The sequence below is a fragment of the Saccharopolyspora sp. NPDC000359 genome (genome assembly GCF_040300525.1).
GTDB lineage: Bacteria > Actinomycetota > Actinomycetes > Mycobacteriales > Pseudonocardiaceae > Saccharopolyspora.
In genome coordinates this window covers 88756-109932 of sequence record NZ_JBEPDU010000017.1, presented here as the reverse complement: position 1 = coordinate 109932, position 21177 = coordinate 88756, and the positions used below count along the sequence as shown (strand labels likewise).

At 69.8% G+C, this 21177-nt stretch carries 18 protein-coding genes and 1 pseudogene; 9 read left to right on the top strand and 10 right to left on the bottom strand.

Features of this window, described 5'->3' with window-relative positions; all coding sequences use genetic code 11:
• Nucleotides 1-10 precede the first annotated feature (10 nt).
• The 3 genes from ABT324_RS13870 to ABT324_RS13860 all read left to right on the top strand — a co-directional run bounded on the left by ABT324_RS13870 (nucleotide 11) and on the right by ABT324_RS13860 (nucleotide 3164).
• Nucleotides 11-1126 (top strand): LLM class flavin-dependent oxidoreductase, encoded by a 1116-nt coding sequence (locus ABT324_RS13870; RefSeq protein WP_351176045.1) that lies wholly within the window; start codon nucleotides 11-13, stop codon nucleotides 1124-1126.
• On the top strand, nucleotides 1123-1722 hold the full coding sequence (locus tag ABT324_RS13865; protein WP_351176043.1) for an FMN reductase: 600 nt from the start codon (nucleotides 1123-1125) through the stop codon (nucleotides 1720-1722). The genes ABT324_RS13870 and ABT324_RS13865 overlap by 4 nt, the downstream gene beginning before the upstream one ends.
• Before the next feature lie 65 nt (nucleotides 1723-1787).
• The gene (locus tag ABT324_RS13860; protein ID WP_351176041.1) at nucleotides 1788-3164 is read left to right on the top strand and encodes a glutamine synthetase; all 1377 of its coding nucleotides are present in this window, start codon (nucleotides 1788-1790) and stop codon (nucleotides 3162-3164) included.
• Nucleotides 3165-3167: 3 nt separating this feature from the next.
• Here the strand turns inward: ABT324_RS13860 and ABT324_RS13855 are convergent, their stop codons facing one another.
• Nucleotides 3168-4574: an amidase gene (locus ABT324_RS13855; RefSeq protein ID WP_351176039.1), complete on the bottom strand. Its 1407-nt coding sequence runs from the start codon at nucleotides 4572-4574 to the stop codon at nucleotides 3168-3170.
• A 230-nt stretch (nucleotides 4575-4804) separates the two neighbouring features.
• Here ABT324_RS13855 and ABT324_RS13850 point away from each other — a divergent pair, with 230 nt between their 5' ends.
• From ABT324_RS13850 to ABT324_RS13835, 4 genes are all read left to right on the top strand, one after another.
• Complete coding sequence (locus ABT324_RS13850) at nucleotides 4805-5983, top strand: TetR/AcrR family transcriptional regulator (RefSeq protein WP_351176037.1); 1179 nt, start codon at nucleotides 4805-4807, stop codon at nucleotides 5981-5983.
• A 215-nt stretch (nucleotides 5984-6198) separates the two neighbouring features.
• Nucleotides 6199-7836 carry an acyl-CoA carboxylase subunit beta gene (locus ABT324_RS13845; RefSeq protein ID WP_351176035.1) on the top strand — a complete coding sequence of 546 codons (1638 nt, stop codon included), beginning with the start codon at nucleotides 6199-6201 and terminating at the stop codon, nucleotides 7834-7836.
• Between the two features lie 22 nt (nucleotides 7837-7858).
• The gene (locus tag ABT324_RS13840; RefSeq protein WP_351176033.1) at nucleotides 7859-8113 is read left to right on the top strand and encodes an acyl-CoA carboxylase epsilon subunit; all 255 of its coding nucleotides are present in this window, start codon (nucleotides 7859-7861) and stop codon (nucleotides 8111-8113) included.
• Between the two features lie 62 nt (nucleotides 8114-8175).
• Entirely contained in the window at nucleotides 8176-9939 is a 1764-nt protein-coding gene (locus ABT324_RS13835) for an acetyl/propionyl/methylcrotonyl-CoA carboxylase subunit alpha (RefSeq protein ID WP_351176064.1), read from the top strand.
• Between the two features lie 63 nt (nucleotides 9940-10002).
• Here the strand turns inward: ABT324_RS13835 and ABT324_RS13830 are convergent, their stop codons facing one another.
• From ABT324_RS13830 to ABT324_RS13810, 5 genes are all read right to left on the bottom strand, one after another.
• Entirely contained in the window at nucleotides 10003-10758 is a 756-nt protein-coding gene (locus tag ABT324_RS13830; protein ID WP_351176031.1) for a serine hydrolase, read from the bottom strand.
• Nucleotides 10755-11816 carry a pyridoxal phosphate-dependent aminotransferase gene (locus tag ABT324_RS13825; protein WP_351176029.1) on the bottom strand — a complete coding sequence of 354 codons (1062 nt, stop codon included), beginning with the start codon at nucleotides 11814-11816 and terminating at the stop codon, nucleotides 10755-10757. The genes ABT324_RS13830 and ABT324_RS13825 overlap by 4 nt, the downstream gene beginning before the upstream one ends.
• A gap of 202 nt (nucleotides 11817-12018) precedes the next feature.
• Nucleotides 12019-13233 (bottom strand): MFS transporter, encoded by a 1215-nt coding sequence (locus ABT324_RS13820; RefSeq protein WP_351176027.1) that lies wholly within the window; start codon nucleotides 13231-13233, stop codon nucleotides 12019-12021.
• Between the two features lie 36 nt (nucleotides 13234-13269).
• Nucleotides 13270-13692 carry a MerR family transcriptional regulator gene (locus ABT324_RS13815; RefSeq protein WP_351176025.1) on the bottom strand — a complete coding sequence of 141 codons (423 nt, stop codon included), beginning with the start codon at nucleotides 13690-13692 and terminating at the stop codon, nucleotides 13270-13272.
• A 163-nt stretch (nucleotides 13693-13855) separates the two neighbouring features.
• A complete protein-coding gene (locus tag ABT324_RS13810) occupies nucleotides 13856-14278 on the bottom strand; it encodes an ArsI/CadI family heavy metal resistance metalloenzyme (RefSeq protein ID WP_351176023.1) in 423 nt (140 codons plus the stop codon).
• Nucleotides 14279-14348: 70 nt separating this feature from the next.
• Between ABT324_RS13810 and ABT324_RS13805 the strand changes: the two genes are divergently transcribed.
• Nucleotides 14349-14705 (top strand): ArsR/SmtB family transcription factor, encoded by a 357-nt coding sequence (locus ABT324_RS13805; protein ID WP_351176021.1) that lies wholly within the window; start codon nucleotides 14349-14351, stop codon nucleotides 14703-14705.
• Nucleotides 14702-15778 (top strand): ACR3 family arsenite efflux transporter, encoded by a 1077-nt coding sequence (gene arsB / locus ABT324_RS13800; protein WP_351176019.1) that lies wholly within the window; start codon nucleotides 14702-14704, stop codon nucleotides 15776-15778. Before ABT324_RS13805 ends, arsB begins: the two co-directional genes overlap by 4 nt.
• 103 nt (nucleotides 15779-15881) lie before the next feature.
• Here the strand turns inward: arsB and ABT324_RS13795 are convergent, their stop codons facing one another.
• The 4 genes and pseudogenes from ABT324_RS13795 to ABT324_RS13775 form a co-directional block, all read right to left on the bottom strand.
• Nucleotides 15882-17720 (bottom strand): CocE/NonD family hydrolase, encoded by a 1839-nt coding sequence (locus ABT324_RS13795; RefSeq protein ID WP_351176017.1) that lies wholly within the window; start codon nucleotides 17718-17720, stop codon nucleotides 15882-15884.
• Nucleotides 17721-17821: 101 nt separating this feature from the next.
• Nucleotides 17822-18736 (bottom strand): annotated as a pseudogene (locus ABT324_RS33420) (helix-turn-helix domain-containing protein); the annotation flags it as partial.
• Nucleotides 18737-19364: 628 nt separating this feature from the next.
• The gene (locus tag ABT324_RS13780; RefSeq protein WP_351176015.1) at nucleotides 19365-20270 is read right to left on the bottom strand and encodes a hypothetical protein; all 906 of its coding nucleotides are present in this window, start codon (nucleotides 20268-20270) and stop codon (nucleotides 19365-19367) included.
• Nucleotides 20271-20334: 64 nt separating this feature from the next.
• A complete protein-coding gene (locus ABT324_RS13775; protein WP_351176013.1) occupies nucleotides 20335-21177 on the bottom strand; it encodes a hypothetical protein in 843 nt (280 codons plus the stop codon).

The following is a 21177-nucleotide window of genomic DNA, read 5'->3' as shown; positions in this document are numbered from 1 at the left end:
GGGAGCTGACATGCAGTTCGGGATCTTCACGGTCGGCGACGTCACCGCGGACCCGACCACCGGCCGAACCCCGACCGAGGCCGAGCGGATCAAGGCGATGGTGCGGATCGCGCTGAAGGCCGAGGAGGTGGGGCTGGACGTCTTCGCCACCGGCGAGCACCACAACCCGCCCTTCGTGCCGTCCTCGCCGACCACCATGCTCGGCTACGTGGCGGCCCGCACCGAGCGGCTGGTGCTGTCCACCTCGACGACGCTGATCACCACCAACGACCCGGTCAAGATCGCCGAGGACTTCGCGATGCTGCAGCACCTCGCCGACGGCCGGGTGGACCTGATGATGGGCCGCGGCAACACCGGCCCGGTGTACCCGTGGTTCGGCCAGGACATCCGCCAGGGCATCCCGCTGGCCATCGAGAACTACCACCTGCTGCGCCGGCTGTGGCGCGAGGACGTGGTGGACTGGGAGGGCAAGTTCCGCACCCCGCTGCAGGGCTTCACCGCCACGCCGCGCCCGCTGGACGGCGTCCCGCCGTTCGTCTGGCACGGCTCCATCCGCAGCCCGGAGATCGCCGAGCAGGCCGCCTACTACGGCGACGGCTTCTTCCACAACAACATCTTCTGGCCCCAGGAGCACACCCGGCGGATGGTCGACCTGTACCGGCGCCGGTTCGAGCACTACGGGCACGGCTCGGCGGACCAGGCGATCGTCGGCCTGGGCGGCCAGGTGTTCATGCGCAAGAACTCCCAGGACGCGGTGCGCGAGTTCCGCCCGTACTTCGACCACGCCCCGGTCTACGGCGGAGGGCCGTCGCTGGAGGAGTTCAGCGCGCAGACCCCGCTGACCGTGGGCAGCCCGCAGCAGGTCATCGACCGGACGCTGGGCTTCCGCGACCACGTCGGCGACTACCAGCGCCAGCTGTTCCTGATGGACCACGCCGGTCTGCCGCTCAAGACCGTGCTGGAGCAGCTGGACATGCTCGGCGAGGAGGTCGTCCCGGTGCTGCGCGAGGAGTTCGAGTCGCGGCGGCCCAGCCACGTCCCGGAGGCGCCCACCCACGCCTCCCTGCTGGCTGCGAAGAACGCGGAGGACGCGAAGGACGAGGAGAAGGCGGAGGCGGCGCGATGAGAGAGCGGAAGCTGGTCGTGGTCTCGGCGGGGCTGAGCCAGCCGTCGTCGACCCGGCTGCTGGCCGACCGGCTGGCGGCGGCCACCGAGCGGGAGCTGGAGGTGCGCACCCGGGTGGTCGAGCTGCGCGACCACGCCAAGGACGTGGCCAACAACCTGGTCACCGGGTTCCCCGGCGCCGAGTTGCGCGAGGTGCTGGACGAGGTGGCCGTGGCGGACGGGCTGATCGCGGTGACGCCGATCTTCCAGGCCTCCTACAGCGGCTTGTTCAAGTCGTTCTTCGACGTGGTGGACAACGAGTCGCTGGTGGGCAAGCCGGTGCTGATCGGCGCCACCGGCGGGTCGCCGCGCCACTCGCTGGCGCTGGAGCACGCGATGCGCCCGATGTTCAGCTACCTGCGCGCGGTGGTCGTCCCGACCGCCGTCTACGCGGCCTCGGAGGACTGGGGCAACGGTGGCGACGGCACGGCGCTGGCCGACCGGATCGACCGCGCGGCGGCCGAGTTCGCAGCCCTGGTCGCCGCCCGCCCGGCGGCCTCCCGGCCCGACCCCTTCGACGATGTCGTGCCCTTCGAGCAGCTGATGCCCCAGCACTGACCGCTTCACCCGGATGACGCGCAGATCCGCGCGAAATCGCGTGGTGTCGGCGCTACGGTGGCTGGATGGGTGATCGGATCCCGGCGTCCGAGCCGGTCGGGTTGGCCGATGCTGTCGCGGGGTGGCGCGCCGACGGTGTGGAACTGGTCGAGTTGTCCTTTGTGGACAACGCGGGGAACGTGCGGGTCAAGGCGGTGCCGCTGGAGCGGCTGCCGGTGGCCGCGCGGTTCGGGGTGGGGGCTTCACCCTGCTTCGAGACGTTCACCTTCGACGACGTGATGGTGCCCGGGCGCCACCTGGGCGGCCCGGACGGCGACCTGCGGCTGGTGCCCGACCTGGACCGGCTGGTGCGGTTGGCGGCGATGCCGGGGTGGGCTTGGGCACCCGCCGACAAGTTCACCCAGGACGGGGAGCGGTTCGTCGGCTGCCAGCGGGCGTTCGCCGCGCGGCAGGCTCGGGCCGCCGCCGACGCCGGGCTGGCGGTCTTCGCGGCGTTCGAGCACGAGTGGGCGCTGGGGCGCGACGACACCGAGGAGTTCGTCCCGGCCTTCGACGGCCCCGGCTACGGCCAGGTGCGGCTGGAGGCCGTCGCCGACTACGCGCGCGAGCTCGTCGCCGCCCTGCGTGCCCAGGGGCTGGAGGTCCAGCAGTTCCACCCGGAGTACGCGCTCGGGCAGCTGGAGGTCTCGGTGGCGGCGGCTGACCCGGTGGCTGCTGCCGACGACGCGGTGCTCGTGCGGCACACCGTGCGGGCGGTGTCGCGGTGGCATGGTTGGCGGGCCAGCTTCGCACCCTGCCTGGTGCCGGGAGGGGCCGGGTCCGGCGGGCACCTGCACCTGTCGGTGCACGACGCCGACGGCAACCTGCTCGCCGACGGACCCGGCCCGCACGGGATGCGCGCGGCGGGTGAGTCGTTCCTGGCCGGTGTGCTGCGGGAGCTTCCCGCGTTGGTGGCCATCGGCGCGGGCAACCCGGCGAGTTTCCTGCGGTTGGAGCCGTCCCGCTGGGCAGGGGTGTGGCAGGTGTGGGGCCGTGAGGCGCGCGAGGCGGCGTTGCGCCTGGTCACCGGGACGACCGGTACCGAGCAGTGGGCGGCGAACGTCGAGGTGAAGTGCTTCGACGGCACCGCGAACCCCTACCTCGCGGTCGGCGCGGTGCTCGCGGCCGGGCTAGCCGGTGCCCGCGAGCAACTCCGGTTGCCCGCCGAGGTCACCGGCGACCCGGCCGCGCTGGGCGAGCACGACCGGTTGGCGGCCGGGATCCACCGTCTGCCCACCAGCGCCGCGGCGGCCGCCGACGCGCTGGCGGCGTCGGAGGTGCTGTCCGAGGCGATGGGGCCGGAGCTGCACGACGCGATGCTCACCGTCCGCCGCGCCGAGGCCGAGCGCTACGCCGACGCCGACCCGGCGGAGATCGCCGCCGCCACCCGCTGGCGCTGGTGAGGGTCAGCCCGCGGTGAGCTCGAACGCCCGGGCCAGCCGCAGCAGGGTCGATTCGGTGTGGTCGGCGCCGACGAGCTGCACGCCGACCGGGAGGCCGTCGCTCGTGGTCCCCGCTGGGACGGAGATCGCCGGGAGGCCGATCACGCTGACACCGAAGGTGTAGCGGACGAACGTCGGGAACGGGTCGACCTCGCGCCCGTTGTGCTCCATCAGCCGGCTCTGCGCCAACGGGATCGCCGGGGACGGCGTCGTGGGCGTGAGCAAGGCGTCCACATCGGACAGCGCGGTGAGGTGGCCGCGGCGGATCTTGGGCACCGTCTCGTGGACTGCGGCCAGGTACTCGTGCGCGGGGATGGGCGTGGCGTCGGCCCCGAGCTGGCTGAGCAGCAGGGCGGCGACGTCCGGGCCGATGCCCGCCAGCTGCTGCTCGATCGACCCGAGCCCGCGCTCGCGGAACAGCTCCGCGACCAGCACCACCGCTTCCGGGTTGGCGATCAGGAACCCGGTCTCGCTGCCGATCTCGGCGTGCTCGACGGTGACTTCGCGCAGTTCCGCGCCCGCGTCGGCGAAGCGCTGCGCGGCCTCCCGGTGCAGCCGCTCGACCTCCGGGTGGTCATCCGCCCAGTAGTCGCCGACGGGGATGCCGATGCGCACACCACGCAGCTCCGCCGGGTCGGTGGGCAGCGCGTCGGGAGCCACCGTCTCGCCGCCGGTGAGGACGTGCATCAGCAGCGCGGCGTCGGTGACGTCCCGGGTGATCGGCCCGGCGACGTCGAAGCCGGAGGACACCCGGAGCACACCCGCCAGCGGCAACCGGTCGCGGGTCGGCTTCAGCCCGACCACGCCGCAGACCGATGCCGGGATGCGCACCGAGCCGCCGGTGTCGGTGCCCATGGCGGCGGGCACGATGCGGGCGGCGACCGCCGCGCCGGAACCGCCGCTGGAGCCGCCCGCGCTGCGCGTCGGGTCGTGCGGGTTGCGCACCGGGCCGAAGTGCGGGTTGTCCGAGGTGATCCCGAAGCTGTACTCGTGCATGTTGGTCTTGCCGAGCACCACCGCGCCAGCCCTGGTCAGGCGCTGCACCACCGCGGCGTCGGTGTCCGGGGTCCAGTCCCGCAGCACGCCCATCCCGCCGGTGGTCCGCAGCCCGGCGGTCGTGAAGTTGTCCTTGACGCTGATGGGCACGCCGTGCAGCGGGCCGACGGGCCCGCGTTCGGTGAGCTCCCGGTCCAGTTCTTCGGCGCGCTCCACGGCGTCTTCGGCGAGGGTGATGTGGGTGTTCAGCTCGTCCTGCGCCGCGGCCGCCAGGCAGGCCGAAACCAGTTCGCGGCTGGCCAGCCCGCCGTCGCGGACCTGTGCCGCGAGCCCGGCCACCCCGCTGCCGACCGGGGCATGCTCTGGAACTGGCATGCGTCGTCCCCCTGATGTTCGTCCGTCCGGTGTGGATGGTGTCGCCGTCCACCGGCGTTGCCGGAGTATCGCCCGCGACCGGGCTCGGTCGGAAGGTCCACCGGCTAAGGGTTCTGCGTATTGAGCGGTGGGGCGGCGGCTGCTAGCGGGTGGTGTTGGCCATGCAGCTCTGGTCCTGGGCGCGAGCCGTGCGGAAGTATGCTCTGGATGGCTGGGAAGGGGTGGACGCGATGCCTGAGGTGACCAACCCGCCTGCGCGCAACACGCGTCCGCGCAACCGGCGCGCGCTGATCACCGCGGCGGCGGCGGACCTGTTCTACCGCCAGGGCTACGCGCGGGTGGGCATGAGCGACATCGCCGAGGCCGTCGGCGTCGGCTCCTCGGCGCTGTACCGGCACTTCGCGGGCAAGCAGCAGCTGCTGACCAGGGTGGTGCTCGACGAGCTGCGCCCGTTCAGCGAGATCACCGCCGAGGTCACCGACCTGGACCAGGTGGTGGAGCGGCTGGCCGCGGTGGCGCTGGAGCACCGGCAGCTGGGCGTGCTCTGGCAGCGCGAGGCCCGCCAGCTGCCCGAGGAGCAGCGCGACGCGCTGCGCCAGGAGCTGCGCGGGGTGGCCAGCGGGCTGGCCGAGGTCGCCCGCGCCTTCCGACCGGAGCTGACCAGCCAGGACGCCCGGTTCCGGGCCTGGTGCGTGTTCAGCGTGCTGACCAGCCCGTCCTACCACCAGGTCGACCTGCCGCGGCGGGAGTTCGAGCAGCTGCTGCGGGCCATGGTGGTGGTCATCGGCACCCAGTCCCCGCACCGCTTCGCCGAGCGCCGCGCCGACGACGAGCAGCGGTCGGCGCTGTTCGCCGGGCGCGCTTCCCGGCGGCGGCTGCTGCTGGCCGCGGCGATGCGGCTGTTCTCCGACGCGGGCTACACCAAGGTGACCACCGAGGACGTCGGCGCGGCGGCCGGGATCGCCGGGCCCAGCCTGTACAACTACTTCGCCAGCAAGCAGGAGCTGCTCGGCACCGTGATCACCCGCGGCAACGCGTGGCTGGAGGTCGAGCTCGAACGCACCCTGGCCAGCACCCCGGCCGCCGACGACGCGCTGCGCGAGCTGCTGCGCTCCTACATCAGCTTCGCCTTCGACCACGGGCGGTTCATCGACATCCTGGTCAGCGAGGTCAACCACCTGCCGGACGCGGAGCGGCACCGGGCGCGGCAGACCCAGCACGCCTACGTGGCCGAGTGGGTGGGGCTGCTCTGCGAGGCGCGGCCGGAGCTGGACCAGGTGCGTGCCCGGGTCCTGGTGCAGGCGGCGCTGACGGTGGCCAACGACATGGCGCGCACCGGGGCGGTCCGCGACGTGGACGCGCTGCTGCGGGTCGGGGCCGCGTTGATGCTGGACACCCCGGTCGACTGAGCGCAACCTGGGAGATGCCCGACTACCGGTCATTCACTTAACCGGCGAATTCGCAGCTAGTTGCGTCACAGGTTCGGCTACCGGCAGGTCACTTCCGCATTGACGGGGGAGAGGTCGTCGAACTACCCTCCGCGAGGGCCAGTGCTGCGTCCACCGAGAGGTGCGCGCGGGCGCGGATACTGGGGTCGAGCAGGTTACGAGGACGGGTTGGTTGCATGAGCAGCGCGACGGAGCCGGTCGGTCAGCCACCGGCGGACGTGCCGGACATCCACACGACCGCGGGCAAGCTGGCGGATCTGTACCGGCGGAACGACGAAGCGGTGCACGCCGGTTCGGAGCGCGCGGTCGCCAAGCAGCACGCCAAGGGCAAGTACACCGCTCGGGAGCGGATCGACCTGCTGCTGGACCCGGGGTCGTTCGTGGAGCTCGACGAGCACGCCCGGCACCGCTCGACGAACTTCGGGCTGGACGCCAACCGCCCCTACGGTGACGGCGTGGTGACCGGCTACGGCACCGTCGACGGCCGCAAGGTGTGCGTGTTCTCCCAGGACTTCACCGTCTTCGGCGGTTCGCTGGGCGAGGTCTTCGGCGAGAAGATCGTCAAGGTGATGGATCTGGCGCTCAAGACCGGCTGCCCGCTGATCGGCATCAACGACTCCGGCGGCGCCCGCATCCAGGAGGGCGTGGCGGCGCTGGGGCTCTACGCCGAGATCTTCAAGCGCAACACCCACGCCTCCGGCGTGATCCCGCAGATCTCGCTGATCATGGGGCCGTGCGCGGGCGGTGCGGTGTACTCGCCGGCGATCACCGACTTCACGGTGATGGTCGACCAGACCTCGCACATGTTCATCACCGGCCCGGACGTGATCAAGACGGTCACCGGTGAGGACGTCACCTTCGAGGATCTCGGCGGCGCCCGCACCCACAACTCCCGCTCGGGCAACGCGCACTACCTGGCCAGCGACGAGGACGACGCGATCAGCTACGTCAAGGAGCTGCTGTCGTTCCTGCCGAGCAACAACCTGGCGGAGGCGCCGGTCTTCGACGCCGAGGTCACCGAGGGGGCGATCGCGGACTCCATCGGCGACTTCGACCGCGAGCTGGACACCCTGGTCCCGGACTCGCCGAACCAGCCCTACGACATGCTCCAGGTCATCGCGCACGTCGTGGACGACGAGGACTTCCTGGAGGTCGGGGCGCTGTTCGCGCCGAACATCGTCACCGGCTTCGGGCGGGTCGAGGGCCGCCCGGTGGGCGTGGTGGCCAACCAGCCCACCCAGCTGGCCGGAACCCTGGACATCGACGCCAGCGAGAAGGCGGCGCGGTTCGTGCGGACCTGCGACGCGTTCAACATCCCGGTGCTGACCTTCGTGGACGTGCCGGGCTTCCTGCCGGGCACCGACCAGGAGTGGAACGGCATCATCCGCCGCGGCGCGAAGCTGCTCTACGCCTACGCCGAGGCGACCGTCCCACTGGTCACCGTGATCACCCGCAAGGCCTACGGCGGTGCCTACGACGTGATGGGCTCCAAGCACCTGGGCGCGGACGTCAACCTGGCCTGGCCGACCGCGCAGATCGCGGTGATGGGCGCGCAGGGCGCGGTCAACATCCTCTACCGGCGCCAGCTGGCTGAAGCGGCGGACAACGGCGAGGACGTCGAAGCGGTGCGCGCGCAGCTGCAGCAGGAGTACGAGGACACGCTGTGCAACCCCTACGTCGCCGCCGAGCGCGGCTACGTGGACTCGGTGATCCCGCCGTCGTTCACCCGCGGGTACGTGGCGCGGTCGCTGCGCATGCTGCGCGACAAGCGGGAGAGCCTGCCCGCCAAGAAGCACGGCAACATCCCGCTGTGACGGCTGCCGGAGGAGGTGCGCGATGAGCCACGACGCGGATGCGGTGCCGGAGCGGCCGGTGCTGCGCATCGTGCGCGGCGATCCCGACGAGGTCGAGTTGGCCGCGCTGACCGCCGCGCTGACCGGGCTGGCCGCGGCCCAGGCGACTGCGGCTGAACCGCAGCGCGAGTCGATGTCGCTGTGGGGCGACCCGGCCGCGGCGGTCCGCCACCCCGCGGGGCGGCGGCCGTTGCGCCCCGGCCCGCACTCCTGGCGCGCTTCGGCGCTGCCGGGCTGAGGTGTTGAAACGAGTTTTCCCAGTCGTCCGGCGTCGCGCCGGGAGTTGAGGAGTTGACCGCTGTGGACGTGACGCCGATCAGCAAGGTCCTGATCGCCAACCGCGGGGAGATCGCGGTGCGGGTGATCCGCGCCTGCAAGGACGAGGACATCGCCTCGGTCGCGGTGTACGCCGAGCCGGACGCGGACGCGCAGTTCGTGCGGATGGCCGACGAGGCCTTCGCGCTGGGCGGCTCGACGCCCGGCGAGTCGTACCTGAACATCGACAAGATCATCGACGTGGCCAAGCGCTCGGAAGCCGACGCGGTGCACCCCGGCTACGGGTTTCTGTCCGAGAACGCCGACTTCGCCCAGGCGGTGCTGGACGCGGGGCTGGTCTGGATCGGCCCGTCGCCGCAGGCGATCCGCGACCTCGGTGACAAGGTCACCGCCCGGCACATCGCCACCCGCGCGGGGGCGCCGCTGGTGCCTGGCACCAAGGACCCGGTGTCGGGGGCCGACGAGGTGGTGGCCTTCGCCGAGGAGCACGGCCTGCCGGTGGCCATCAAGGCCGCCTTCGGCGGCGGTGGGCGCGGGCTGAAGGTCGCCCGGACCATCGAGGAGATCCCCGAGCTCTACGCCTCGGCGGTGCGCGAGGCAGAGACCGCGTTCGGCCGCGGCGAGTGCTTCGTGGAGCGCTACCTGGACCGGCCGCGGCACGTGGAGGCCCAGGTGCTGGCCGACCAGCACGGCAACGTGGTCGTGGTGGGCACCCGCGACTGCTCGCTGCAGCGCCGCCACCAGAAGCTGGTCGAGGAGGCCCCGGCGCCGTTCCTCAGCGACGAGCAGCGCCGCACCATCCACGAGGCGGCCCGCGCGATCTGCGCCGAGGCCGGTTACCACGGTGCGGGCACCGTGGAGTTCCTGGTCGGGTTGGACGGGACGATCTCGTTCCTGGAGGTCAACACCCGGTTGCAGGTCGAGCACCCGGTGTCGGAGGAGACCACCGGCATCGACCTGGTCCGCGGCCAGTTCCGCATCGCGGCGGGGGAGGCGCTGGAGCTCACCGAGGACCCGCAGCCGCGCGGCCACTCGATCGAGTTCCGCATCAACGGTGAGGACGCCGGTCGCGGCTTCCTCCCGGCGCCTGGCACGGTGACCCGCTTCGTCGTGCCGCAGGGCCCGGGCGTGCGGGTGGACGCGGGCGTGGAGTCCGGCAGCGTGATCGGCGGCCAGTTCGACTCGCTGCTGGCGAAGGTGATCGTGACCGGCGCGGACCGCCAGCAGGCGCTGGAGCGGTCGCGGCGCGTCCTGGACGAGATGGTCGTCGAGGGCATGGCCACAGTCCTGCCGTTCCACCGCGTGATCGTGCGCGACCCGGCGTTCACCGGCACCGACGGCTTCACCGTGCACACCCGGTGGATCGAGACCGAGTTCGACAACACCATCGAGCCGTTCACCGGTGCTGCGGAACCGGAGGAGCCGCAGGCCCGCCAGACCATCACCGTGGAGGTCGGCGGCCGCCGCCTGGAGGTGACGCTGCCCGCGGAGTTGGCGGTGTCCGGTGCCGCCCCGGCGGCGAAGGCCAAGCCGCGCAAGCGGTCCGCGGGCAAGGCGGGCGCGGCGGTTTCCGGTGATGCGGTGACGGCCCCGATGCAGGGCACCATCGTCAAGGTCGCGGTGACCGACGGCCAGCAGGTCGAGGCGGGCGAGCAGATCGCGGTCCTGGAGGCGATGAAGATGGAGAACCCGGTGACGGCCCACAAGGCGGGCACGGTCACGGGCCTGTCGGCTCAACCGGGCGACTCGGTCTCCCAGGGAACCACTCTCTGCGAGATCAAGGACTGAGCAGCTGGAACCAGGTCGGCCCCGCCTGAACCGGGCGGGGCCGACCTGGTTCCAGCCGGTTCACTAGCTGTCGGGTAGCTGGTGGCGGTGTTCCCAGGCTGTCGTGGAGAGTCTGGCGAGGAGCCCGGCCGCGGGATCGTGGCAGTCGCCGCCGTTGGCCAGCGGGCCGGTGTAGCAGATGGCGAGCACGTAGGCCGGTGCATCCCCGGGCCGGACCAGTCCGACGCTGTGCCGCAGGCCCGGGAACCAGCCGTTCTTGAACCCGATCCAGGTCCCTGCCGGGAGCCCGGCGGCGAGGTCGACCCGGTAGGCGTTGCGGGCCAGGACCTCGAGTTCCGGGGGCTGCAGGGTGCGCAGCACGGCGGCCAGGTCGGCCGCCGTGACGGTGTTGTCGATGCCCGCCCGCTTCGCTTCGTAGTCCTCGATGAGCCGTTGCATCCCAGGGCTGCTCGGCGCCGCCGCCCGCCAGGCATCGGCGACCGCGGCCAGGCCCACGTGGTGCGCGCACAGGTTGGTGGCCAGGTTCGACGAATGGGTGATCATGCGCTCGGCGAGCCAACCCAGTGGTGCCCGCTCGCCGTGGTGGCGCCACGGCAGCGGATCGGAATCCATGGCCGGGTCGACCGCGAAGACGCGCCCGGGAACCAGCGACGGGAAGGTGTCGGTGACCACGACCGGGGTGCTCGGGTCGGTGCCGCGCAGGGCAGCGAGGACCGTGATCTTGATGGTGCTGGCGGCGTCGTGCGGAACGTGTGCGTGTGCTGAGAAGGCGGGCTCGGCACCGTCCCACCGCGCCAGGTGGACCGACAGCGTGCTCACAGCGCCTCGAGCGCGGTGGTGTTGAGCAGGTTGATGCGCACGTGGTCCGGATACCCGGTGAGTTCGAAGAAGTCCTGCCCCATGGTGAGCAGCCGCTCCCGCGGAATGCGGGGCCGACCGAACACGAAGTAGCCGGTCCGCGCCTCGAAGGTGTCCGTCAACGCGCCCTTGTCCAGCAGGTGCTGGTAGTTGTCCTGCACGTAGCGCAGCAGCTTGCCGTTGCCGCCGCCCTCGATCATCACCTCGCACGCCCGGTGGGCGAACACCCGGTCCGCGAGTGAGATCTCGCCGTGCAGGTTGAGGTGCAGGTGGGACAACTGCGTGCGCAGCTCCCGCGGCACCAGCAACCAGGCGCACCGGTACCCGTGCAGGGACAGGAACTTGGTGGGGCAGATCATCCGGATGGTGCGGTCGCGATCGAGCCGAGCGGCCGCCTCGGGGAGGGTGCCGTCCCACTGCATGTACGCGAAGGTGTTGTCCACGAACACCAGCGAACCGGTGGCCGCCTGCCAGGCGCGGATCTCGTCGAGCACCTGGATCGGAACCGTCCTGCCCGTGTACCAGATCGGATCGGTCAGCACGAGCACCGTCTTCTCGTCCGGCAGGTGGAGCCTGAAGTCCGGCTGGAACGCGTGCACGTCCGCGACGGGCTGCGGCCGGATGCCGAACTGCCGGAACAGGTAGGCGAACTTGTAGTAGACCGGCGGCACGTAGTGCACCGCCTTCACCCCGGACAACGCCAGCCAGGTGCAGAACGAGCTGATCAGCATGCTGGACCCGCCACCGGCGAGGACTTCGTCGGCATCGCGCTGCACGCCGTCGTAGTGGCCGTGGAAGTCCGCGATCCGGCTGCGCAGGGCCAGGTCCTCGTCCACTGCGGCGTATCGGGTGATGTCGCCCAGGTCGGGCAGCGCGGTCACCGCGAGATCACCCAGGTACTCGTCGACGAAGGGATGACCGCCGTGGTAGTCGGACACGAAGAGTCGATCCCCCGGGTTCCGCCGCGCCGCATCGAGCGCCTCGTACCCGGGAATGATGCTGAACAACCGGTCCTGCACTGCCCCTCCACGCCCAACGGAGAACGTCCGCGATCGTTGTAGCCCGACGGGCGTTGGCCCGCCTACCGCTCATCGGATGAGCATCGGCGTGACAGAGGGCACGCCCGCCGGGAAGCCCGTCTCCGTCCCCCTGCGCACGCTCCCGGGCACCCTCCTGTCCGAAGTGGACCTCCCGTTGCGGTCGACCGCCGTGCTGCCGTGGTCAGGTTCGCGCGGCGGCAGGTGCGTCGAGTTCGCCTACGGTCCGTGCGGGCACGCAGGCAAGGCTGAAGGACAGCGCCATCAGGATCGCGGCGGCCACCGGGAGGTAGGGGATCCCCGCCGTGTTGATCACCACTCCGCCGACCGCCCCGGCAACGCCGGTACCAAGGTAGAGCCCGGAGATGTTCAGGGCCAGGGCGGTCATCCCGGCGCCCGGACCCGCTGCCAGCAGGATGCTTCCCTGCACCGGCGGGGTCAGGCCCCAGGCGAAGAGGGCCCAGCAGCCGATCACCACCGAGAGCAGGAAGGTGCTGCCCGCGCCGCTGAAGACCAGGGCGGCGGCGAGCACCAGGGAGGCGGCGTGCCCGCCGAGCACGATGCGCAGGCTTCGGCGAGGCCCCCACGCATCGGTGATCCGGCCTGCCAGCAGCGCGCCGACGAGCCCCGCGATCCCGACCAGGAAGAGCAGGAGCGTCAGCACAGCGCTGGAGCCGTCGGCGACCTCGCGGGCGTAAGCCGCCAGGTAGGTGTAGAACATCAGTCCACCGCTGGCGGCCAGGAAGGTGACCAGGACCAGGCGCAGCACACCGAGGTCGCCCAGTGGCGCCAGCCGTTCACGCAGCGGGGCGGCTCGCCCGCCCGGGATCCTCGGCGCGGTCGTCAGCAGACCCGCCATCGCGACCAAGCCGACCCCGGCGATCAGCCAGAACGTGGCACGCCAACCCACCGCCCCGCCCAGCCAGGTTCCGAGTGGCACGCCCGTGAACAGCGCGGCGGTCATCCCGGCCGTGACCACGGCCAGGTACCGACCTTGTTCCTGTGGCGGCGCCCCGGCCCCGGCGGTGGCGAAGGCCGCAGACGCGATCACTGCCGCGGCGAGGGCGGCCGCGACGCGGGCGGCCATCAGCCACCAGTAGCCGGGCGCCACCGCGGCTGCCGCGTTCGCCAGGGCGAAGACCCCGAGCGCGCTCACCATGACCGGTCGACGTGGGAACCGCTCGCAGATCACCGCGAGTGACGGTGCCCCCACCGCGTACACGACGGCGAACACGGTGACCAGCTGCCCGGCTGCGGAGACTTCCACCCCGAGGTCGTCGGCGATGCCCGGCAGCACCCCGGCGATGATGAACTCATCGGTGGCCGTGGCGAGCAGGGCGAGGAAGAGGACGTACAACCAGCTCGGGAGAGCAGGCTTCCTTGCGGTGACAGCACTCATGGAGCCGCACGCTAAGTGCTGACACCAGTGTCAAGGTCAAGCCGCGGAGCCCGCTTCTGCTTCGCGCAGGACGTCGCCGAGGTCCTCGCCTTGTCGGCCTGCTCGCAGACCCGCGATGCGTTCGACGAGTTCGGCGCGGTACCGGGCCAGTTCGGCGGCTTTGGCCTCCACGGCCGCGAGCCGCCCCTCGTACATCGCCAGCACCTCGTCCGGGATGTCCCGGCAGGCGAGGAAGTCCGCCGTCTTCATGTCCAGGCAGGGCACCACGGTGCGGATGTCGTCCATCGTCAGCCCGGCGCCGAGCAGCTCCCGAACGTTGAGCACGCGGTGCACGGCGCGGTCGTCGTAGACTCGCCACCCCTTGCTGGTGCGGTTCGACTCCAGCAGACCGTGCTGCTCGTAGTAGCGGATCGATCGCCGACTCGCACCGGTGCGTTCGGCGAGTTCCCCGATCTGCATGACTCCTCCCTCGTGCACTCGCGGTCCCGGACGGTCCTCCGACACCGCTGACATGCACCATAGTGCGGAACTGACCCGCCCGTCCTGCTACTGCGCGCTGCTCGATCGGCAGTTCCAACCGCAACTGCGGTTCACGGATGCTTGGCCACGACCACGTCATGGGTCAGTTGCAGCACGTATCCCGTTCGCCGCGGAGGTCGGGGCCCTGGCCTGCGGTGGGGGAGTCGGCCTTGACCACGTAGACCTCCCAGGGCTCGCGGCCGGGGCCGTGCACCCAAACCTTGTCCTGGCGGGCGTAGCAACAGGTGGTGTCGTTTTCGACCTGGGTGAACAGGCCCAGTGCGGCCAGCCGCTCGGTAGCGGATGCGACCGCTGTGGTGTCGTCCACCTCGATGCCCAGGTGGTCCATGACCGTGTCCTGGTCGGGCTCGCCCTCCAGGAGGACGAGCTTGAGCGGCGGGTCGGCGATCGCGAAGTTGGCGTAGCCGGGGCGGCGCTTGGCTGGTTCTGCGCCGAGCAGCCTGCGGTAGAAGGAGATCGAACCTTCCAGGTCGCCGACCCGGAGGGCGAGTTGCACGCGGGACATCACGGCTCCTTGTCTAGATGGGTGTCGAAACAAGCTTGCGTTCTGGTTAGATGAATGTCAAATTAGAGGCATGTCGAAACAGGGAGATGAGCTGTGCTGCTCGCCGGTCATGCGGGAGCCGCTGACGGCGGAGCAGTCGGCGGACCTGGCGCGGGTGTTCAAGGCGATCGGCGAGCCGGTGCGCCTGCGGTTGCTGTCGCTGATCGCCTCGCACGCGGGCGGTGAGGCCTGCGTGTGCGATCTGACTGGGGCCTTCGACCTGTCCGGCCCGACGATCTCGCACCACCTCAAGGTGCTACGGGAGGCCGGGGTGATCGAGGGCGAGCGGCGCGGTACCTGGATCTACTACCGGGTACGTCTGGAGACGTTGCGCGCCGTGTCGAGCGTGCTCGTCCCCGCTGGCAGCGCGGAAGTGGTGTCCGCATGACCGGGGACACCGCGATGGCCCGCTTGTCGACGCTGGACCGGCTGCTGCCGGTGTGGATCGGCGCCGCGATGGCGCTGGGGTTGCTCGCCGGACGCTGGATCCCGGGTCTCGGTCCGGCACTCGATGCCGTGCAGGTCGACGGGATTTCGCTGCCGATCGCCTTGGGGTTGCTGGTGATGATGTACCCGGTGCTGGCGAAGGTCCGCTACGACCGGTTGGGCACCGTCACCGGCGACCGGCGGTTGCTGATCTCCTCGCTGCTGATCAACTGGGTCCTCGGTCCGGCGGTGATGTTCGCGCTGGCCTGGGTGTTCCTGCCCGACCTGCCGGAGTACCGCACCGGGCTGATCATCGTGGGCCTGGCGCGCTGCATCGCCATGGTGGTCATCTGGAACGACCTGGCGTGCGGCGACCGCGAGGCCGCCGCCGTGCTGGTGGCGCTGAACTCGATCTTCCAGGTGATCGCGTTCGCCGGCCTCGGCTGGTTCTATCTCTCGGTGCTTCCGGGCTGGCTCGGCCTGCCGCAGATCGGGTTGGACGTCTCGGCGTGGCAGATCGCCAAGTCAGTGCTGATCTTCCTCGGTATCCCGCTGGTGGCCGGTTACCTGACCCGCAAGCTCGGAGAGCGCGCCAGGGGGCGGGAGTGGTACGAATCCCGGTTCCTGCCCAAGGTCGGCCCGATCGCCCTCTACGGGCTGCTGTTCACCATCGTTGTCCTCTTCGCGCTGCAGGGCGACCAGATCACCAGCCGTCCAGTGGACGTCGCGCGCATCGCAGTGCCGCTGCTGGCCTACTTCGCGATCACGTGGGCGGGCTCCTTCGCGCTGGGCAAGGCCATCGGGCTGAACTACGAGCGCTCGGTGACGCTGTCGTTCACCGCGGCGGGCAACAACTTCGAGCTCGCCATCGCGGTGGCGATCGCGACCTTCGGCGTCACCAGCGGTCAAGCCCTCGCCGGTGTGGTCGGCCCGCTCATCGAAGTTCCGGTGCTGGTTGCCCTGGTCTACGTCTCCCTGGCGGCTCGCCGCTGGTTCACCGCCCCCGACGCCGAACCCGCGAAAACCGCGAGCTGACCGCGCCTTCGAAGTTTTGTCCACCATGTCGATCCCGGGCGCCATCGCCCCGGTCGCGGTTTTGATTGGACTTGTGTCCACCGGATTCTCGCCGCGCCCGGGGTCAGGTCCCCGTGGGGATGGTTGGGAGGGTGAGGTTTGAGGGGTGTTCGGGAGTGGTGTGGATGGTCAGGGGGGAGAGGGCCGCGGGGAGGTCGCGGACCGTGGGGAGCAGGTGGGGGACGTCGTAGGCCTGGATGGAGATCCGCAGCTTGTGGCCGGGTGGGATCACCGCGCCGGTGGGGAAGACCTCGACGTCGACCGGGGTGGTCTCGCCGGGTTCCAGCAGGTTCTGGGATTCCTTCGTGAACGGGTGGTGCGGCTGGATGAGCTGGCCGTCGAGGTAGCGGGAGCGGGATTGGTCCAGCGCGCGGTGGGAGAGGACCTGCCAGCCGCCGGTGAGGCGGTTGACCTCGCCGGTCGGGGACACCGAGGACACCGCGACGGAGAGCATCCCGTTTCCGGTCGGGGTGGAGACGTTCAGGTGCGCGTTGATCGGGCCCCGCATCCGCAGCGGCTCGGTCATCGGCTCGGTCTCGAAGACCGCACCGGAGAGGTCGTTCCAGCGGTTGTCCTCGCACAGCTTCCCGAGCCCGATGGCGCCGGGCAGGCCCGCCGTCCACTGGTTGGCCGAGCGGGTGCACAGCCCGGCGACCGGGACTGGTGCGACGTTGCTCTGGCCGGGCTCGACGTCGTCCGCGACGAGCCCACCCGCCGATCCGGGGAGCGAGGTGCCGGAGAGCTGGAAGGTCGTGGCCCGCTGCTCGTCGATCCAGTCCTGTGCCTGGTGCCACTGGCCGGAGCCGATCTCGTGCCAGGTCAGCGGCGGGATGTCGGCGTCCAGCGCGGGGTCGGGCAGGCCGCGCACGTGGTGGTCGAACCAGCGCAGCTGGAGTTCCTGCAGCGTGCCGTGCCCGGCGTCCTCGATCCCGGCGCCCCTGCTGGCCTGCAGGTGGTCCCACGGGCCGAAGATCATCTTGGTGGGTACGCCGCGGTCGCGGAGCCGGTCGAACAGCATCGGGGTGCCGCGCTGGAACAGGTCGTACTCGCCGCCGACGAGGAAGGTCGGCACGTCGATGCGGTCGACCACGTTGATCGGGGAGCGCTCGGCGTAGAACGGTCCGTCGAAGGCCGAGTCCAGCCCCAACGTCGCGGAGAGCAGCAGCGGCGCGGTGAACCCGGTGGCACCCTGGATGCGCGAGAGGTACATCTGCAGCGCGTTGTCGGGTTCGGTCGGGCCGTAGGCGGGAGGGATGAGCCCGGTCCCGGTGACCAGCCCCAACCACAGCGGGATGAACCCGACGTCGAGCGCGCCACCGGATGCGACCACGTCGCGGTAGGTGTCGGCGGCCGGGACCTGCGGGAAGATGGCCTTCAGCCCGGCGGGCCGGTGGGCGGCGGCGAACAGCTGGCTGATCCCCATGTAGGAGGGCCCGTGCATCCCGACCGAACCGCTGCTCCACGGCCGTTCGAGGGAGGCCGCCCACTCGACGACCTCCCCGGCGTCGGTGTTCTCGCGCTCACTGAACGCCGCCCACGACCCACCGGAGCTGCCGGTACCGCGCGCATCCACGGTGACCTGCACGTACCCGCGCTCGACGAAGTAGCTGGGATCTCCCATCACACCGGCCGCAGGCCCGTTGATCACGGACTTGTTGTAGGCGGTGATGGTCACCAGCACGGGGAACCGCCCCGCGACCGGGTTCCCGTCGGCATCGGCGGGCCGCTGCACGTCCCCGCGCAGCACGATCCCGTCCGACATGGGGATCGCCACGTCGGTCTCGGTGGCGACCCCGGGGTACTCCGCCGCGCGGGCGGTCCACCCACCCGCGGCGGAAGCCGTGGTCAACCCGGTGAGAACCATGGAAAGAGCGAGTAGCAGTGCCAACCAGCTGCGCCGCATGATGACCTCCCAGCACGTCCGGGAGATCAACGACCGGGCCGCCGCGAGGTTACGCGAACCCGCCCACGACTCCGGGCCGCAGGCGGGTCCACGGGTGATCAGCGGTCGAACCGACCTTCCTTGACGGCCTGCACGAACCGGGACACATCAGCCCGCGACGTTGGGCCGAACGGGTCCTTGGAGATGCGGATCTCGTCGAGGTCGGTGGTCAGCTCGACGCAAGTCGCCGTGCTCTGGCTGCGGGACGACTTGATCCAGGTCTTCGAGGCAGTCATTCCTCGCGCTCCATCCGGCCAACTAAGTCTGCGATGAGTCTTGCGGTGTCTTCCGGGCTCAGCGTGGCTGTTCGTACCATCTCGATCGCCTGCCTGTACATGCGAATGTCTGCTTCTTCGTGGAGGAGGCCTGATTTGCGGTTCTCGAGGTGGACCGCTACTCCAGAAGGACCTTCGATCAGGCCCATCCAGTGCGGGGTTCCAGCCGGAGTCGGACCGGATGATCCGCAGTGCGATGTTCGGGCGCCTTGCGACCTCGAGGAGGTACTTGAGCTGCCCGGTGAGGACCGCAGGAGAACCGATGACCTGTGTCAGCGCTGACTCGCCGATCATGGCATCGAACTTCGCAGGGTTGTGTCCGGTGAGCACCTCTCGACGGCCGATGCGGATCGAGACGCGGGTGGCGAGCTCTCCGACGGGCAACCCCGTTTCCCATGATGCCCCGGATGTAGTCGGTCGTCTGCACCAAGCCTGGGATGAGCAAGGGTGACAGCTCGGTGACCTTGGTGGCGCTCTGCTCCAAATCCAGCAGCGCGGAGAGCTGTTGACGGTTCTCGGGGAGGGTGGTCGCCACCCAGCTCGAATCGGTCGCGCCGTAGGCCAGGTCGATGACTTTCTCGAAGCGCTGACCGTTGACCCCCAGCGCGGTCAAGATCTGAGCGACCTGCTCAGGCTTGGGTATCCGGTCACCGGTCTCCCACCTCGACAAGACGCCAGGGTCGCGTCCTAGCTGGGTGGCAAAACCGCGCATGGTCAGGCCGCGCTCTTGGCGGGCTGCTCGAAGTGCGGTTCCCAATGTTCTTCCGCGTGGGGGACTGGCCGTGATCCGGCTCCTGTTTCGAAAGCTGATCGGCTGATGCGCGCATGGTCACGCCGTTGTTGATGGTTGCACGGTGCAACAAGATTCAGTAACTACCGCAACGGGTGGTGGACTTGAGGACGACTACGTCGGGGGTCGCGATCGTGGAACCAGAACTCAATTCAGCTATTCACCCCAGCGATCGACTTCGGTACTTCCAGTACCGTGCGGGGCGCGTTCCGGACTTGGTGCAGGTTCGCCCACATCCGTTGTGGGACAGGCGATTCGCTGGTCAGGTCCTGGTGTCGACGGTTGTTCCAGGCCGACGAAGTAGAAGCGTGCTCGCGGCCTGGTCAGGTAACACGAGGTCTCGCGCCGGGTGTGCTGGAATGCGCGGATTGCCTTGTGGCTGCAATGTTCCCGGTCCTGGCAGACCGAACCCAGCAGAACGAGATGATCCCGGCGCGGATGGACACGCCAGGCGAGATGGCATTTGCGATGCTGGTCCTGCACCAGGACCTCGCGAACGAGGAGTCCCGGATCCGAGCAGGAGATGTGGACCCCGGGACCCTAGGGCGTCTGGCTGGCGAAACCGAACGCTTCGCAGCAGCCCTGCGCCGATTCAACTGGCTGGCCGCGAGGAGGTAGCCGTGGTGAGCGAGTACGTGAAGGCTTGGATTGGCGGCGTCTCAGGCGGGAGGTCTGGCCCCGAGTTGGCCAGCACAGCAACCATACGATCCATTGTGGATTCGGGGAGGTCGGCGAGCACAACATGGAGCGTCTTGTGCGTGGCCCGGCCCCGAGTATCAGCCTGGGCAGGTCGCTCACCAAGGAGTCCGCCTCGATCCTGTCCCGCTTCGCCCACTGCCCGAAGTTGCGGAGCAGGACTCCGCCACCCCATACCGAAGTGCTCGCAATCAGCCATACCAACTCGCTGGCGAACAGAACCTCCTCGATGCTGGGCACCTGCACACTCCCAGCGCGGATGTAGCGGTGTGGGTTGGTGCGAACCAGGTTGACGGCTGACCCGACGCCGACGTTGGTGGTGGAATCGTCGATGAACTGCGCCTGGAGGTCGTCGGGCAACCCCACGTGGACCCCCACCTGTGCGCCTAGTGCCCGGGTGAAGTCCGGATCCTCCTGGACCGTGACGAGCGGCCCGTAGTAGTAGAAGTCGCCCTGGTCCTGGGCGGGCTCGTCCAGGACGTTGAGCGACGCGATGACGTTGTCCCGGTCGTTGATCGGACGCATGGAGGGGACAGGTAGCTCGAAGCCTTCCAGCAGCGCCCGCAGTTCGTCACGTTCACCACGCGTGACCGGGATTTGGTCGTGCACCAGGGCCCAGGTGAAGCTGTCCAGGGACAGCGCTTCTTCCTGGTGGTATTCGTGGATCAGCGCACCCAGGCTCCGCGGCAACCGCTTCTCGACCACCGTGATCAGAGCGCTCAGTCGATCTATGAACTCGTTCGTGTTCATAGACAGCCCTAGCAGTTTCAGGTGACTTGTGTTCTGGATGGTGGGAGGCTTTGGCGCCACGGGATCACGCAGTTGGGTATCGGAACACCGGGACGGGGGGAAGCGGTTCGGAGACACCACCCACCTGTGTTTCGAGCAGGATCGCGACCACCTGGGCTGCGGTGGGTGCTGACAAGTCAGCGAGGGCGATGTGGAAGTTGTCGTCGCCGGTCTGCTCCGCCGCGAGGATCATGGGAACCTGCTGGATGAACCGCTCAGCGTCGGTGCGGTGCTTGGTCCACCACTGCTCGAACCCACGCAGCAGGATCCCGCCACCCCAAATGGAGCCCTCGCTGATCGCCATGATCATCATGGGCACGAAGTTCGTCTCGACTTCGGTGGGCTGGTGGACCTTGCCCTGCCGCAGGTACTGGTCGGGGTTGGTGCGCGCGAGGTTGATCTCGACCCCGACCCCGACTGAGGTCGTGAAGTGGTCCAGGAACGGCTCGAACAGTTGCGGTGGCAGATCGATGTGCAGTCCGACCTGTGTGCGCAAGGTGCGGCCGAAGTCAGGGTTGTCGTAGACGGCGACCGGTGGCCCGGACCCGACCGGAGGCGCCTGCTCGGCACGCTCCGGCGCGTCATCAACGATGGTTAGCGCTGCGACGATGTTCTCCCAGTCGTTGATGAAGGCGTAAGCCGTGACGGGGAGCTGGTAGAAGCTCATCACCGCACGGAGTTCGTCGCTCTCCCGGCGTGAAACGGGGGCCCCGGTCTTCTGCAGGAAGGCCAGGATGTTGTCGAGCACCTCGTTCTGCTCGCCAGCACGCGCTGCGCTCACCAACGAGTTGTACTCGCGCGCAGGAAGCCGATCTCGAAATCCTTCAAGGATCGCATCGGTCCTGTTCATGAAATCGGCCACGTCCAT